Origin of the sequence: Massilia niastensis DSM 21313 (assembly GCF_000382345.1) — a bacterium.
Lineage (GTDB): Bacteria > Pseudomonadota > Gammaproteobacteria > Burkholderiales > Burkholderiaceae_D > Telluria > Telluria niastensis.
This window is the reverse complement of the sequence record NZ_KB908076.1, coordinates 145,991-160,492: the sequence shown is the minus strand read 5'-3', so window position 1 is coordinate 160,492 and position 14,502 is coordinate 145,991. Positions and strand designations below refer to the sequence as shown.

The 14,502-nt window shown below is 66.9% G+C and carries 10 protein-coding genes; 3 read left to right on the top strand and 7 right to left on the bottom strand.

Going from position 1 to position 14,502, the window contains the following annotated elements; translation table 11 throughout:
• Positions 1-5 precede the first annotated feature (5 nt).
• On the bottom strand, positions 6-1,253 hold the full coding sequence (locus H162_RS0100715; RefSeq protein ID WP_020651522.1) for a M20/M25/M40 family metallo-hydrolase: 1,248 nt from the start codon (positions 1,251-1,253) through the stop codon (positions 6-8).
• Positions 1,254-2,489 (bottom strand): urate hydroxylase PuuD, encoded by a 1,236-nt coding sequence (locus H162_RS0100710; protein WP_020651521.1) that lies wholly within the window; start codon positions 2,487-2,489, stop codon positions 1,254-1,256.
• 103 nt (positions 2,490-2,592) lie between these two features.
• Between H162_RS0100710 and H162_RS0100705 the strand changes: the two genes are divergently transcribed.
• A complete protein-coding gene (locus H162_RS0100705; protein WP_020651520.1) occupies positions 2,593-3,531 on the top strand; it encodes a LysR substrate-binding domain-containing protein in 939 nt (312 codons plus the stop codon).
• 103 nt (positions 3,532-3,634) lie between these two features.
• On the top strand, positions 3,635-5,383 hold the full coding sequence (locus H162_RS0100700; RefSeq protein WP_020651519.1) for an allantoate amidohydrolase: 1,749 nt from the start codon (positions 3,635-3,637) through the stop codon (positions 5,381-5,383).
• Between the two features lie 6 nt (positions 5,384-5,389).
• On the opposite strand, the gene H162_RS0100695 is transcribed toward H162_RS0100700, so the two are convergent.
• Genes H162_RS0100695 through H162_RS0100685 form a run of 3 tightly spaced genes read right to left on the bottom strand, consistent with a single transcriptional unit; the run spans position 5,390 to position 9,358 of the window.
• Positions 5,390-7,390 (bottom strand): EAL domain-containing protein, encoded by a 2,001-nt coding sequence (locus tag H162_RS0100695; protein ID WP_020651518.1) that lies wholly within the window; start codon positions 7,388-7,390, stop codon positions 5,390-5,392.
• 9 nt (positions 7,391-7,399) lie between these two features.
• Positions 7,400-7,636, bottom strand: a complete 237-nt coding sequence (locus tag H162_RS35690) for a type 2 periplasmic-binding domain-containing protein (protein WP_020651517.1) — start codon at positions 7,634-7,636, stop codon at positions 7,400-7,402.
• A gap of 21 nt (positions 7,637-7,657) precedes the next feature.
• Positions 7,658-9,358 (bottom strand): methyl-accepting chemotaxis protein, encoded by a 1,701-nt coding sequence (locus tag H162_RS0100685; RefSeq protein ID WP_040786019.1) that lies wholly within the window; start codon positions 9,356-9,358, stop codon positions 7,658-7,660.
• A gap of 494 nt (positions 9,359-9,852) precedes the next feature.
• On the opposite strand from H162_RS0100685, the gene H162_RS0100680 reads away from it, so the two are divergent.
• Positions 9,853-12,315: a tetratricopeptide repeat protein gene (locus H162_RS0100680; RefSeq protein WP_020651515.1), complete on the top strand. Its 2,463-nt coding sequence runs from the start codon at positions 9,853-9,855 to the stop codon at positions 12,313-12,315.
• Between the two features lie 7 nt (positions 12,316-12,322).
• Here the strand turns inward: H162_RS0100680 and H162_RS0100675 are convergent, their stop codons facing one another.
• Positions 12,323-12,985 carry a hypothetical protein gene (locus tag H162_RS0100675; RefSeq protein WP_156885409.1) on the bottom strand — a complete coding sequence of 221 codons (663 nt, stop codon included), beginning with the start codon at positions 12,983-12,985 and terminating at the stop codon, positions 12,323-12,325.
• Positions 12,986-12,987: 2 nt separating this feature from the next.
• On the bottom strand, positions 12,988-14,442 hold the full coding sequence (locus H162_RS0100670) for an NCS1 family nucleobase:cation symporter-1 (RefSeq protein ID WP_020651513.1): 1,455 nt from the start codon (positions 14,440-14,442) through the stop codon (positions 12,988-12,990).
• Positions 14,443-14,502: the final 60 nt, after the last annotated feature.

Here is a 14,502-nt window from a genome sequence, read left to right as displayed (position 1 = left end):
GACGCTCATCCCTGGGCGGGCGCGAGGAAGTCGAGCAGGGTCAGCGCCACCACCTTGGTCGCCTTGCGCAAGTCCTCGAGCGACAGGCGCTCGTCGGCCTTCTTGGCGTTCGATTCCGGCACCGTGCGCGGGCCGGCGCCATACAGCACCGCCGGGATGCCGCGCTCTCCGTACAGGCGCGCGTCGGCGTACAGCGGCGTGCCCTGCGCCGCGATCTCCTCGCCCATGACGGCGCGGCCGTGGCGCTGCAGGCTGGCCACCAGCCGCTCGGAGCCGGGCAGCGGCCGCAGGGCCTGCGACAGCAGCAGGCGCCGGATCTCGAGCCGGATCCCGGGCATGCCGCGCACCGCGTCCTCGACCAGCGCGCGCACCTGGGCCTCGACCGCCACCGGGTCTTCTTCCGGAATCATGCGCCGGTCCATCTTCATGACCACCTTGCCCGGCACCACATTGGTATTGGTGCCGCCGTCGATGCGCCCGACCAGCATGGTCGGCGAATCGATGCCCGCCACCTGGCTCCGGATCTTCTTCAGTTCCGGCAGCTGGCCATAGATCGCATTCAGGATGCGGGTCGCGGCCTGCAGCGCGTCGACCGCGGTTTCCGGCATCGCGCCGTGGCCGGCCTTGCCGTGCACGGTGATCTCCAGCTGCAGGCAGGCGTTGTGGGCGGTGACGATGTGGTAGCTGAAGCCCGCCGCGATCACGGCATCCGGCCGCGTGAGCCCCTGCTCCAGCAGCCAGCCCGGCCCCAGCAGGCCGCCGAATTCCTCGTCATAGGTGAAGTGCAGCTCCACCGCGCCGCGCAGCGGCGCGCCCAGCGCCTCCAGCGCGCGCACCGCAAAGACATAGGTCGCGAAGTCGCTCTTCGACACCGCGGCCGCGCGCCCATAGAGATAGCCGTCCTCCACCACTGCGCCGTAGGGCGGACGGGTCCAGCCCTCGCCCGGCGGCACCACGTCGCCGTGGGCGTTCAGCGCCAGGGTCGGGCCGCCCGCGCCATAGGCGCGCCGCACGATCAGGTTGGTGATGCTTTCCATGCCATAGTCGCGCACCAGCTGCGCCGGCACCGGATGCTTCCCGACCTGCCAGCCAAGATTTTCCAGCATGGCGGCCACCGCCTCCGCATGCGGCGCGTTGTTGCCCGGCGGGGTGTCGGTGGGGACCCGCACCACCTGCTGGAGGAAGCCGACTTCCTCGTCGAAGTGGGCGTCGATCCATGCCAGCAGTCGTTCCTGCAGCTGTGTGGTATCCATCTAGTTGTTTCCTGTCCTGGCGCCGGCCTCGAACCAGGCCCCGATCTGGGCCCGTTCGGCGTCGGTCATGTGGGTGAGGTTCGCCAGCGGCATCGCCCTGGTCTGCACCGTCTGCTGGTAGATGCGGGCGGCGTTCTGCGTGAGCAGTTCCGGCGTGTGCAGCATCACCCCGGCCGGCGCGGTGGCGAAGCCGGGCTGGGTCGGCCGCTCGGCATGGCAGCCGACGCAGCGCTGGTCGACGATGGTGCGCACGCTGGCGAACTGCGCGGCGGGACTCGATCCGGCGGCCGCCGCGCCGCCCGCCGGCGGCGCGGGCGCGATCGCCACCGCCACCGCCGCCAGCAGGGCCACGCCCGCCGCCGGATACTGCCATTCGATGCGGCCCTTGTGGCGCAGGTTGAAGAAGTGGCGGATCAACACGCCCGCCAGCATGATCGCGCCCAGCACCGCCCAGGAATACGCATGGCTGTAGGTCATCGCATAGTGGTTGCTGATCATGATGAACAGCACCGGCAGCGTGAAGTAGTTATTGTGGACGCTGCGCTGCTTGGCCCGGATGCCGTGCGCCGGATCGGGCTTCCGCCCCGCCAGCATGGCATTGACCATCTTGCGCTGGCCCGGGATGATCAGCATGGCCACGTTGGCGACCATCATGGTGCCGATCATCGCGCCCACGTGCAGGTAGGCCGCGCGGCCGCTCAGCAGATGGCTCAGCACCCAGGCGCTGGCGACCAGGAAGCCGTAGACGACGGCGCCGAAGGCCAGGTCGTGCCTGCCCAGCGGCGAGCGGCACAGCAGGTCGTACACGACCCAGCCCACCACCAGGCTGGCCAGGCCGATGCCGACCGCCTGCCAGCTCGACAGGTCGGCCACGCCGCGGTCGACCATCATGGCCTGCGCGTTCAGGTAGTACACGATGACCAGCAGCGCGAAGCCCGACAGCCAGGTGGAATAGGCTTCCCACTTGAACCAGTGCAGCTCCTTGGGCAGTTCGGCCGGCGCCACCAGGTATTTCTGCGGGTTGTAGAAGCCGCCGCCATGCACCGCCCACAGCTCGCCGGCCACGCCCTTCTTCGCCAGCTCCGAGCCGGGCGCCGGCGGACGGATGCTGTTGTCGAGCCAGACGAAATAGAAGGACGCGCCGATCCAGGCGATGCCGGTGATGATGTGCAGCCAGCGTACGAGCAGGTTGAGCCATTCGAGGCCGTACGGGGCCAGGTATCCGAATACGTCCATGGGGGGTTCCTGGTTGCGGGATTCCTCGAAGATAAACCGATTTCAATTTCTACAACATGAAAACTAGCGTATATTCGACATATCTGCTTCGATATACACAGCGATGTCCAGCCTGCCCCAGCACCTCGACCTGCACCTGATCCGCATCCTGTACCTGCTGCTGGTCGAGAAGAACGTCTCGCGCGTCGCGCTCAAGCTGAACCAGCCGCAGCCCTCGATCTCGGCCTCCTTGCGCAAGCTGCGCGAGCTGACCGGCGACCCGCTGCTGGTGCGCGGCGCGCGCGGCATGGTGCCGACCCAGCACGGCGAAAGCCTGCTCAAGCCGGCCAAGCGCATCCTCGACGAGGCCGAGAGCCTGTTCGTGAAAAAATCGCCCTTCGTGCCCGAGGAGGCGGCGCGCACCTTCCACATCGCCGCCCCCGACTACCTCGACACCCAGTTCCTGCCGAACGTGGTGGCGGTGCTGCGCCGCGGTTCGCCCAACAGCAAGGTCGTGATCCACAGCCTGGGGCCGGGCCTGGACTATTTGCGCATGCTGTCCGACGGCGAGATGGACCTGGTGATCGCCAACTGGGACGAGCCGCCGGCCCACCTGCACATCTCGAAGCTGTTCGAGGACCCGATCATCTGCACCATGCGCGCCGACAGTCCCTACGCGCGGCGCACCGCGAGCGATGCGATGACGGTCGAGGACTACCTGAGCCTGCCCCACGTGGCGCCATCGCAGATGCTGCCGGGCTACCATGGCGTGATCGACGCCTACCTCGAGCGCCAGGGCATGCAGCGCAAGGTCGCCGTCGAGTCGCCCTACTTCGGCCTGATTCCCTATATGCTGACCCAGAGCGACCTGCTGCTGACGACCGGGCGCCAGTTCATCCGCTTCTATGAAAAGACGCTGCCGCTGAAGAGCTTCACGGTGCCGGTCAAGTTCCCGCCGATGCGCTTCTACCAGCTGTGGCACCAGCGCGTGCACCAGTCGACCGAGCACAAATGGCTGCGCGACCAGATCAGCGCCGCCGCGCGCGCCCTGGTCCAGGCCTAGGCCCGGGCCTTATATCGGCGCGCCGAGGGAGCGCATGCGGCGGGCGATATACGACGCGAGGCTTGCAGGATTTATCATCCACTGCTTGAACGATGGACAGCCCATGACCACTCTCACCAGCCTGAACGCCTGCGACCCGCAGGCCTTTGCCGCCGCCCTGGGCGGCATCTACGAAAACTCGCCCTGGGTCGCCGAGCGTGCGGCGCAGCAGCGGCCCTTCGCCAGCCTGGCGGCGCTCAAGCTGGCGCTGCAGGCGGCGGTCGGCGCGGCCGGCGAGGACCAGCAACTGGTCCTGCTGCGCGCCCACCCCGAACTGGCCGGCAAGGCCGCGATCGCGGGCGAGATGACGCCCGAATCGGTGGACGAGCAGGCCAGCTCGGGCCTGAACCGCTGCACGCCCGAGGAATACACGGCGCTGCACGACCTCAACCGCCAGTACAGCGAGAAGTTCGGCTTTCCCTTCATCCTCGCGGTCAAGGGGCCGACCGGGCGCGGCCTGACGCGCCGCGCCGTGATCGAGACCTTCGCCCGGCGCCTGAAGAACGGGCGCGCCGCCGAGATGGCCGAGTGCCTGCGCCAGGTGCACCGCATCGCCGAGATCCGCCTCAACCAGCTGCTGGGCGTGCGGCACGACTTCGGCCCTGCGGTGATGGAATGGGCCGAGACCCTCGGCGCCATCAGCGACAGCGAAGCCAATCTCACCTGCGCCTACCTGACGCCGGCGCACCAGCGCACCGCGGCGGCCATCGCCGACTGGATGCGGGAGGCCGGCATGGAGGTGCATATCGACGCGGTCGGCAACGTGGTCGGGCGCTACGCGGCAGCGCGGCCGGGCGCGAAAACCCTGCTCACCGGTTCGCACTACGACACCGTGCGCAATGGCGGCAAGTACGACGGCCGGCTCGGCATCCTGCTGCCGGTCGCCCTGGTGCGCCACCTGCACGCGCGCGGCGAGCGCCTGCCCTTCGACCTGGAAGTCATCGGCTTCGCCGAAGAGGAAGGCGTGCGCTTTCGCAGCACCTTCCTCGGCAGCAGCGCGGTGAGCGGCAGCTTCGATCCGGCCCTGCTCGAACAGCAGGACGCGGAAGGCGTCAGCATGCGCGAAGCGCTGGCCGCGGCCGGGCACGATCCGGCCGCCATCCCCGCGATCGCGCGCGACCCCGCCTCGCTGCTGGGCTTCGTCGAGGTGCACATCGAACAGGGACCGGTGCTGCTGGAGCGCGGCCTGCCGCTGGGCGTGGTGACCGCCATCGCGGGCAGCTCGCGCTACCTGGTCGAACTGGACGGGGTGGCCAGCCACGCCGGGACCACGCCGATGGACATGCGCAGGGATGCCGCCGCCGCCGCCGCCGAGATCGTGCTGCTGGTGGAGGGGCGCTGCACCGGGCGCGGCGCGCTGGTGGGCACGGTCGGGCAGCTCGAGGTGCCCGGCGGTTCGGTCAACGTGGTGCCGGGAGCCTGCCGGCTGTCGCTCGACATCCGGGCGGCCGCGGATGCCGAACGGCTGGCGGCGGTGGACGACATCCTGGCCGGCATCAGCGCCATCTGCGCGCGGCGCGGGATCGAGGAAAAGCTGTGGAAGCTGGTGGAAGCCGAAGCCGTGCCCTGCTCGCCGCACCTGATGGAGCAGCTGGGCGTAGCGGTCGAACGCGCCGGCCTGCCGCGCCATGACCTGCCCTCGGGCGCCGGCCACGACGCGATGCGCATGGCGCAGCTCACCGGGGTGGCGATGCTGTTCACGCGCTGCGGCAACGGCGGCATCAGCCACAACCCGCTCGAGACCATGACCGCCGACGATGCCGAGATCGCGGGGCAGGTGCTGCTCGACTTCCTGCGCTCGCTGGCGAGCTGAGGACGCTCAGCTCGCGCTGCGCAATGGACGCTCGGCCGGTCCGTTCCATGCCCTGCCCACCAGCCTGCTGCTCATGAATTCGGAAACAGGCATCGGCCTGGCGATCGCGAAGCCTTGGGCACTATCGCAGCCTGCCGCCGCCAGCCATGCCAGGGTGTCTTCGTCCTCGATGCCTTCCGCCGTGACCGTTGCGCCCAGATCATGGGCTAGCTGGATGCTGGTGCGGACGATCGATTGATCGCTGGCGGAGTGCAGCAGGTTGGTCACGAAGGAGCGATCGATCTTCAACTCGTTCGGGGCCATGCGCTGGAGATAGGTCAGCGAAGCGTGACCGGTGCCGAAATCGTCAAGCGAGATGCGGATGCCGATGGAGCGCAGGCGTCCGATCGAGCGCAGCACCTCGTCCGCGTCGCGCATGATGCCGGTCTCGGTGACTTCCAGGATGAGCATGTGTCCCAGGGCCTCGGCGTCGCCGATCAGCGCGTCGACCAGCTCCGGATTGGCCAGGTCGTTGACCGACACGTTGACGGACAAGGACATGTCGAGTCCGAGTTCCTGCCATTGCCTGCAGTGTTGCAGAGCATGCCGCACCAGGTACAAGGTCATCGTGCCGATCACGCCGGTTTGCTCGGCCAGGGGAACGAACATGTCGGGTGACAGGGCGCCGTAGCGCGGATGGTTCCACCGTACCAGCATCTCGGCGCCCACGATGCGGCGCGTGGAAAGGCATAATTTCGGCTGGATGGCATAGCCGAGCGTATTGTCCAGCAGTGCCTGCCGCAGGTCACCCAGCAGGGTCAGGTTGCGCGGATCGGGCTCCAGGCCCCGATGGTAGACCTGGGTACGCAGGTGGCCGTCACGGGCTGCTCCGCATGCGACCTCCGCGGCACGCAAGAGTTCGGAAGCTTCGGAACCGTGATCCGGGCATCGGGCCAGGCCGGCGCGGCAATCCAGGGTCAGCGTCAACTCCTGTGCGTCGATCGGCCGCTGCACCAGGTTCATCAGCATCGACAAGTCGTCGTCGAACGAGGCGTCGCAGTGATCGCCACGCAGCATGACGGCAAACTGGCCGCCTCCGAAATGCGCCACATGCCTTTCCTCCCATCGGCCCACCAGCCGTTCGGCCACGACCCGGACAAGCTCATCACTCAAGCCCTTTCCCGCCACCGTTTCGATCAGGCCGAGGTTGACCACATCGATACGCATGACCGCGCAGCTGCCGCCGCGTTGCGCGGCCAGCTTCAGCGGCCCGCCCAGCCCCCGTTCAAAGGCATGTCGGTTTGAAATGCCGGTCGTGGGATCACGGAAGGCGAGCAGGTGTATCTGGTGCTGGGCTTTCCGGCGCAGGCTCGCCTCGCCTTCCGCGCGCTGGAACTGCAGCTGGCTGCGCCGGTGCGCGCGCCGCCACCAAAGGACGCCAAGCACCGTTGTCAGCAGCAAGGGAACCGCCATCCACGCTCCCGCCATCAGGCCGGAACGGTCACTCGTGGCTGGAGGCGTCAGGTTCGCCAGCCATTTGATATACAGCTCATCCTGTCCGCCACTGGTCTGGAGCTCCCGCAAGCCGGCGTTGACCCTGGCGAGCAGTTCCGGCCGTGTACGCGCGATCCCGAACACGTAGCTGCGCTCCAGTACGGGAGGACTGACAGCGACGATGCCCTTGATGTCGTACTCCTTGATCGCGTGATAGCCGATGTAGTCCGGCACGATCGCATAGTCGGCTTGGCCTTGTGCAACGGCGGTAATGGCAGCCGCTTCCCGGTTCACCGGAATGATCATCGGCGATGCGGCATCCGCATGCAGCTCTTCCCAGGCCATGCTGGCGTACTGTACAGCAACACGCTGGTGCGAGAGCGCCTTGATCGAACCGACATACCTGCTCCCTGTACGCCCGAACACCAGATAGCTGCGGGAGAGGATCTGTTCGCTGAAAAGATATTTCTTCGCCCGCTCTTTGGTGACGAACATCGGCACGACATCGACTTCCCCGGACTCGAGGAGGCTCAAGGCCTTGTCCTAGTCCTCGAACCGGAATGCCGTGGACCAGCCTTCCTTTCTTGCCATGCGCTGGAACAGCTCGACATCGAAGCCCTTCGGCTCTCCCTTGTCGAGGAAATGATAAGGATAGTAATCGGCTTGGTCGCCTGCGAACACGACGCGCGCGCCGCGTCCCCCGGCTTCCTGCGCCGGTGCGGCGCCTTGCGCACCGAGCACCAGGCAAGCCAGGAAGAACAGGACTGATCGGAATGTCATGACCGGTTCAGGCATCCTTGTTCAGCACTGCTCCCATTCGCTGGGCGCAGACTCCGGGCTTGCGCCACGCGCTCGACCCGGCGCGCGCGCGCGTTCCACGACCGTCCTTGCCAGGGCAAGGCTCGCCGTCGCGTCGGAACCCCGGCGCCTGGAACCGGCGGGCTGCGCCGAAGACGCCTGCACGCGGTCGAGCTTGAACACGCTGACGACTTGCGCAAGCTTCGCGGACTGGTCCTGGAGCGAACCGGCGGCGGCCGCCGCCTCTTCCACCAGGGCCGCATTCTGCTGCGTCACCTCGTCCATTTGCGCGACCGCCTGGTTGACCTGTTCGATACCGGCGCTCTGCTCCTGGCTGGCGGCCGTGATCTCTCCCATGATGTCGGTGACGCGGCGCACGCTGTCGACGACTTCCCGCATCGTCTGGCCAGCCTGGCCGACCTGCCTGGCGCCGGTATCCACCTTGTCCACCGAATCGCCGATCAGCGACTTGATTTCCTTGGCCGCGGCGGCCGAGCGATGCGCCAGGTTGCGCACTTCGCTGGCGACGACGGCAAATCCCCGGCCCTGCTCGCCCGCCCTCGCCGCTTCCACGGCCGCGTTCAGGGCCAGGATATTGGTCTGGAAGGCGATGCCATCGATCACGCCGATGATATCGACGATCTTCCTGGACGAATCGTGGATCGAGGACATGGTCGCCACGACCTCGGACACCGCCTGCCCGCCCTTGATGGCGATCTCCGACGCCGCGACGGCCAGCTGGTTGGCCTGGCGCGCATTGTCCGCATTCTGCTTCACCGTCGATGCCAGCTCTTCCATCGAGGAGGCGGTTTCCTCCAGCGACGAAGCCTGCTCTTCGGTCCGCGACGACAGGTCCAGGTTGCCGGTCGCAATCTCGCTCGAGGCCGTGGCGATGGTATCGGTGCCGCTGCGCACCTCGCCGACGATATTCACCAGGCTGTCATTCATTTCCTTGAGGGCGAGCAGCAACTGCCCGGTTTCGTCGCTCGCGTTCACCTCGATGCGGCTGGTCAGGTCGCCGGCGGCGACGGACTGCGCCACGCGCACCGCATTGCCCAGGGGACGGGTGATCGAGCGGGTAAGGAGGACGCCGAGCGCAATGCCGGTGATGGCGCTGCCGGAAACGAGGACAATCATGATCCACAGGCTGTGCGCATAGGTTTCGCCGGTTTCCTCATCGGCCTGCCGGGCCGCCTGTTCCTTCATGGTGACCAGTTCGTCCACCATCTCGTCGAGGGTATTGACCGACTTGCGGAAATCGCCGAAGAAATATTGGACGACCTCGGATTCCTCCTGCATCTCCTGGGTCTGCATGCGCTTCATGAGGGATGGGATGAGCACATCGTATTCCGCGATCTTGCGCTCGAAGTCGGCAAACTTCTTCTTGCCCGCCTCGGTATGGAACAGGGGCCTGGCCTTGTCGGCATTCATGCGCAGCGCGGCCCGCGCCTTGTCGATCTGGGCGGTGTACGCCATCCGCTGCTGCTGGGAAGAAGCGAGCAGCATGTTACTGAGCGCACGGCCGATGTAGATGAGGTTAATGTTCGCTTCCTTGATGTAGGAAACGCCGAGCAACTCTTTTTCGTAAAGGTCGGTGGCCTGGTCGTTGATCTCCCCCATGCCGCGCATGCCGACGATGCCGACCACCGCGCTGAAGAGGGCAAGCGTCAGAAATCCCGCGAGAAGACGTGTCCCCACTCTCATAGTTGTAAACATTCACATTCCTTGTTCTTCAATTCGGATGGTAAAGCACCGTGCACTTCGTCATCGAAGCTTCTTCTTGTGCTCCGCCCATCCAGGGAATCAGCCACACACTGGATGTCGGCGCGTACGCCCGCCTGGTGCATGAGGCGCGCAAGATGCTTCCTGGATTTATTGATCGGAAGGTGGATGGCCAGGGCTGCCGGTCGATAACCGGGCGTTGTGACTTCTTGTTATTGGTTTCCAGGTAGGAATATTCCTACGTGGCAACTATACACAACTACACTTTGGGAGAGTTATTTATTGTAGGAAACCAAAAGAAAAATACGTCAAATGCCGGAGATCGTCTCACCCTTACAACGATCTCCCCTCCGGAGACGGCCTGGAGGCTCGAGGCTTGTTGCGCTGCTGGACAGTGCGTTGCCGGATGTTATTAATTTGACAAAATTTGCGCAAAATCGCAGACTGGCCCTTACCTCGTCAACCGGCCATTCACCATGAGCTTCCGCCGCGCCTGCCTCGTCCTGTCGTTCCTGGTCCTGGCTGGTCCGGCGCGCGCCGCCGTCCCTTCCAGGGTGTCGCCGGCAACAGTGCAGGCGCAACAGCTGGCGGCCCAGGGTGGCGATACGGACGCCATGGTCGAACTCGCCTGGCGCTTTCACGATGGCGATGGCGTCGTCCGGGATCATGCCGCGGCAGCCAACTGGTTCCGCCTGGCTGCCGGGAAAGGCAGCGCCTCGGGCATGTACGGCCTGGCACTGTGCCTCAGCCAGTGCACAGGCGTCGCGCACGACCCTGCCCTCGCGGACAAGCTGATGCGCGAAGCAGCCGACCTGGGCCATGCGGATGCCCAGGTCGAGGTGGGCCTGAGCGTCGAGCGCAGCGATCCGGTACAGGCGCTGCAGTGGTACGCCAAGGCTGCGCACCAGGACAATTCCTATGGCGTGCGCAATCTCGGCCTCCTGTACCTGCAAGGCCGCGGCGTCGCGCCCGACCCGGCGAAGGGCTACGAACTGATGCTGAAGTCGGCCGAACTGGGCAATCCCCATGCGATGGCCGATCTCGGCAGGGCCTATGAAAAGGGAACCGGCGTCAGGCAAGACCTGCAGCGTGCCCGACTTTGGTACCGTGAGGCGGCGGCGCTGGGCCAGGCCGATGCCCGCTTCCGGCTCAGCCGTCTTTATGCGAACGGCCATGGTGGCGAACCGGACAGCGAGGAAGCCCTGCGCCTGCTCCGGCTTGGCGTCGAGGATGGGCAGGTCGATTCGATCAACCTGCTGGGAATCATGTACCTCGACGGGCAAGGCGTGCCCCAGGATTATGTCGAGGCGTACCGCCTGCTGAGCAAGGGCGTCGAGATCGGCGACGCCCGGTCCATGGTCCAGCTGGGCCGGATGCACCTGAGCGGTGCGGGACGGCCGGTCGACCTGCCCGCCGCCATCGCGCTGTTCACGCGCGCGGCCGAGAGTGGCGATTCACACGGTCAGTTTTTGCTGGCGCGGTGCCTGGAGCAAGGTACGGGCGTCGCGCGCGACGACGCCAGGGCCGCGCAGCTGTTCCGGCAAGCCAGCGGGGCCGGCTTCGCTCCGGCGACGAGTTACCTGATCCGGATGCACGTCGAAGGCCGGGGCCTTCCACGCAATCCGGCCAGGGTCCAGGCCCTGGTCGAGCAGGAAATCGCCGCCGGCAATGCCGGGGCCATCCTGGAATCCGCCGCCCTGCTGGTCGAACATGGCCACGCCGCGGATGCCGAACCCATCATCCGGCGTGCGGCGGCGCAGGCCGCATCCGCCGTGGCGAGCCGCGACCTGTACTTCATCCTGGCACTGGGGAGGGTCGGCAGCGCCTACCGCGAGCGGCGCGAATTCGATGCCGCCGAACGCTACCTGAAGGACCAGATGGCCTTGCTGGACAAGCTGGGCAATGCGCCGCCTGCCATGGTGGCGGAAAACCTCGAGGAGATGGGCTACCTGTATGTGGAAAGCGAGCGCCCGGAACTCGCCGAGCCGATATTCCAGCGCAACCTGGCTCTGCACCTGGCAGTGCACGGACCGGAATCGGCACAGGCCGCTTCCAGCTACGGCATGCTCGGCACCATCCACTTCATGCGCGACCGCTTCGACCAGGCCTTGCATGACAAGCGGCTGGCCCTGGACATCCTGGAGAAGGCGCTCGGACGCGACGATCCGAAAACGGCGCGCGCACGCGGATCCCTGGCACAGCTGCTGTATTTCCAGGGCAACTATGCGCAGGCCGAACCACTCTTCCTGCAGTCCATTGCTGCGCTGGAGGCGCGCTTCGGCCAGGCCGACGCGTCCCTCGCAGGCCCCTTGGGCAACCTGGCCTATAACCACATGGAGCGGGGACAGCTCGCCCTGGCGGAACAAGGCTTCCGCAGGGCGCTGGCCATACGCGAGAAGCACAGTGGCGGCAAACCCGGGCATGCCCTTGCCACCAGCTGGAACAACCTGGGCGTGCTGCTGACGAAGGCCGGGAAATACCGGGAGGCGGAAGACCTGCTGTCGCGCTCGCTGCGCATGCGCGAGCAAGTCCTCGGCCGGCGACACAAGGAGGTATCGATCAGCCTGAAGAGCCTGGCAAGACTTTACCTTGCCACCGGCCGCCATGGACAGGCAAGGGCCGTGCTCGAACGCGCCATCGCGATCATGCAGGCCGACGCGCCCGGCCGCCCGGGCTGGCAGCTGGCCGAGGTCCTGCACCTGCAAGGCCTCGCCCTGCGGCAGCTGGGGCGGCATGCACAAGCGGGCGACCTGCTGCGCCAGGCGCTCGACATGCGCGTCCAGCTCCAGCCGGCGCATCATCAAACGATCGAGACCGCCCGCGACCTGGCCGCCGTGTACCGCGGCATGGACAACGAAAAGGCGGCGCTGGAAGTGGAGCAGCGGGCGAACGGCGCAGCCGGCGCAGCGCCCGTTGCGGCCGCGGCGCCGGCCGATTGAGCGCCCCTTATTCCAGGTCGCCGGTCTCGAAATACACGGTGCCGACCACCGGCGCCCGCTGGCCCAGCGCCGCCTCGGGATTCGACAGGTCCGGCCGCTCGATCGTCAGCGCTTCCTTCAGCGGCTGCGCCAGCTTCACGATGTGGTCGAAGTCCGGACGGCTGTCCAGCTTCTTCACCAGGTACTTCCCGACCGGCAGGTAGCGCGACGTGGTGGCCACCCGCAGGCCGGGATCGAGGCGCCAGTGGTAGACCACCTTCTCGACCACGAACTGCGCCTGCGCATGGCGCTGCCGGCCGCCGCGCTCGAAATGGCCTTCGACGATGTCGGCCTTGAATGCGCGCAGGGGCGAGGCGCTGGCCGGGTCGAGGCGCGACAGCTCGAAGCGCTCCGGATCGATGGTCCAGAGCGCGGTCGCGCCCTGCATGCGCGCGCGCAGCTCCCGGTCCAGGCGCGGATCGGCGAGGCGCAGCTGCAGCACCACCTGGCGGTCGTGCGGCGCCTTGAACAGCGGCAGGTGCGAGGCATACAGTCCGTCGCGGTCGCCGAACAGCACCATGCCGTGCGCGCCGTAGCTGTGGTCGTGGGCGCCGGCGGTGGCGGCCGCGCTCAGCAGCAGGATGGCGGCGGCCATGGACCTGGGCGCGGTGCGGAAGCGGTTCGATGCCATGTTCAACCCCGGCGGCGCATCATGAGGCCGTACACCAGCGCGGCGATCGCGACGCCGACGAACCAGGCGTAGGTGTAGATGGTCTTGAAGCCTTCGCCGACATCGGGGAAGGAAGCCGGGAAGGCCGCGTTCAGGAAGCCCGGGATATTCGGCAGCACCCCCAGCGCGAAGGCGACCAGGGCCGCCGTGTTCCAGCCGTTCCCGTACGAGTAGATGCCGTCGTGGACGTACATCTGCGCGACGTCGAGGCGGGTCTTGCGCACCAGGTAGTAGTCGACCACCAGCACGCCGGCGATCGGCCCGAGCAGCGCCGAGTAGCCGACCAGCCAGGTGAAGATGTAGTTATGGGTGGTTTCCAGGATCTTCCAGGGCATCATGACCAGCGCCAGGCCGGCGGTGATGTAGCCGCCGGTGCGGTAGCTGATCTGCCTTGGCGCCAGCGCCGAGAAGTCATAGGCCGGCCCCACCAGGTTGGCGGCCAGGTTCACGCTCACGGTGTCGATCAGGAGCACGATCAGCGCCACCAGCACCGCGATCCCGGTCATGCGCGCGGCCAGGTCGACCGGGTCCCACAGCGCCTTCCCGTACAGGACCACGGTGGCCGAGGTGACGATCACCGCCAGCGCGGCCAGCAGTCCCATCGGCAGCGGCAGGCCGACGCTCTGCCCCACCACCTGGTCGCGCTGCGATTTCGCGAAGCGCGTGAAGTCGGGGATGTTCAGCGCCAGGGTGGCCCAGAAGCCGATCATCGCCGTCAGCGACGGCCAGAACGCGGTCCAGAACTGCCCTTCCTTCTTGCCGCCCGGGGCGAACTGCGAAGGCTGGTCGAGCAGCGGGCCGAAGCCGCCGGCCTTGTCATGCACCCACCACAGCAGCACGAAGCAGATCGCGATCTTCAGCGGCGCGGTCCAGGTCTCGAGCTTGCGGATCGATTCCATGCCGTGCACCACGAAGTACAGCTGGATCGCCCAGAACACCAGGAAGCACAGCAGCTGGGCGAGGTTGATGCCCAGCGCCGCGATCGGCGCCCCGCCGATCGGTGCGCCGTTCATCACGCCCAGCAGCGTATGGATCATGCTGCCGCCGAACCAGGTCTGGATGCCGTACCAGCCGCAGGCGACGATGGCGCGCATCAGCGCCGGCAGCTTGGCGCCGGTGGTGCCGAACGAGGTACGGGCCAGCACCGCATAGGGAATCCCGTACTTGGTGCCGGCATGGCCGATCAGGAGCATCGGCACCAGCACGATGGCGTTGGCCAGGAACACGGTGAACACCGCCTGCCAGCCCGACATGCCGGCCTCGATCAGGCTGGCCGACAGCGTGTAGGCGGGAATGCACATCACCATGCCGACCCACAGCGCGGCAAAGTGATACCAGCGCCAGGTGCGCTGGGCGGCGTCGGTCGGGGCGAGGTCGTCGTTCCAGAGGTCGGTATGGGATGCGGGGGTGGTGCTCACGGGGCGGGTTCTCCATTCGTTCGTAGCGCGCGAGTGTAGCGCAAACCTACCTGCGCTGCC